Source organism: Janthinobacterium sp. OK676, assembly GCF_900103595.1.
GTDB lineage: Bacteria > Pseudomonadota > Gammaproteobacteria > Burkholderiales > Burkholderiaceae_D > Janthinobacterium.
The window spans coordinates 1-1,525 of record NZ_FNHA01000029.1 but is presented as its reverse complement, the minus strand read 5'-3'; the positions used below and the strand labels follow the sequence as shown (position 1 = coordinate 1,525).

Annotated in this window: 1 protein-coding gene; it reads right to left on the bottom strand. The window is 52.9% G+C overall.

Annotation, left to right across the window (positions count from 1 at the left end):
- Positions 1-91: 91 nt before the first annotated feature.
- Entirely contained in the window at positions 92-1,441 is a 1,350-nt protein-coding gene (locus tag BLU39_RS28010; protein ID WP_092714604.1) for a transposase, read from the bottom strand.
- Between the last annotated feature and the right edge of the window lie 84 nt (positions 1,442-1,525).

Genomic DNA, 1,525 nt, shown 5'->3' with positions numbered 1-1,525 from the left:
GGCCTATTGTGTTGAAAAACTCTTGGCCAAGACCTGTCACGATGCAGTAAATGTATAGGAAAATTGTACGCAGTGGCGGTGTTGGGCTCGCTTAGCTCATCACTAGTGTCACTTTCTGTTTTGGCGGAAGCAGCTTTTTGGCCATTCTCCGCAGATTTTGCGCCGTCGCCGCCAGCAGAAACTCATCGTGGGCGCCGCTGGGGCCGCGCAAGCGCAATTGGCCGAGTTTAAGGATGCGTTTGAGGTGGGCAAATAGCATCTCGACTTTTTTTCGCTCTCTACGCGATTGCCGATAAGCGTCTGTCTTGCCAATGGCCCGTGCCACGTCGCGTGCAGGTTCATGCGGGCTACGGTCGATCTTACGGATGTCCATATTGGGACAGCATTTTAATTTGAGCTGGCAGGCCTGGCAGTCATACAGGCTGGCTCGATAGCGAAATGGGTTTTTCTGCTGGCTACGCTGAGCGGGTTTCAAGTACTTGCCAGCAGGGCAAACATAACGATTGTTTTCACTATCGAAGATGAAATCGGTACGGCTGAAAGTGCCGTCGTGATGTTCGGATTTGTCCCAGACAGGAACATGCGGGGCGATCTTCTTTTCATCAACCAGCCATCCCAGCATTGCAGCAACACCGTAATTCGTATCGCCCACCAATCGGTGTGGCTTGATAGCGAATTTCTCCTCAACCCGGTTGATCATCGTTTTAGTGGCCTCGAGCTCAGCTATCTTGCTCACTGCGGATGCCTCGACATCGACAATCATTCCCGCTTTCAAATCGATCAGGTAATTTGTTGAGTAGGCAAAAATAGCCGGCCCTGCAGCGGCAGTCCAGGTTGCAGACGGATCCGTCAGCGAGATTCTTTTTGGCGGCACCGGATTAACTTGGTCCAGAGCTGCCAGATACTCTCGCACCGGTCGACTTGCCTGCTCAGGATCACCCCAATCGATAGCGGAATCGCCTGAACAGGAACGTTGCCGCTGGGCGTCAGCCTTGATCATGCTGGCGTCGGTTGCAAACCCTTCGCCCTGTACCAGGCCTTCTGTCATGCAACGTCGAAGAACCGCATCGAATAGCTGGCGAAATGCATCGTGATCGCGAAAGCGGCCGTGTCTATTTTTGGAAAAACTTGAGTGATCCGGCACCTTATCCTTCAGACCCAACCGGCAAAACCAGCGGTAAGCCAGATTCATGCCGACTTCTTCGCACAGCCTCCGCTCGGAACGTATACCGTAGCAATAGCCAATGATCAGCATGCGGGCCATGAGCTCGGGATCGACTGATGGTCGACCGGTATGACTGTACGACTGAGCCAAGTTCTCGCGAAACTCGGTCAGGTCGAGGTACTGATCCACCGCTCTCAGTAGATGGTCTTCGGGAACGTATTCGTTTAGACTAATCAAGACGAACAACTCCCGTTTGGTTTCCTGACGTCCCATCATCGCAGCCTCCGTCTTTTCTTTGCTTAGACAGCGGCAAATCGTGAAGATCGCGTGCTCAACTGGAGTTTTTCAACGCAATAGGCC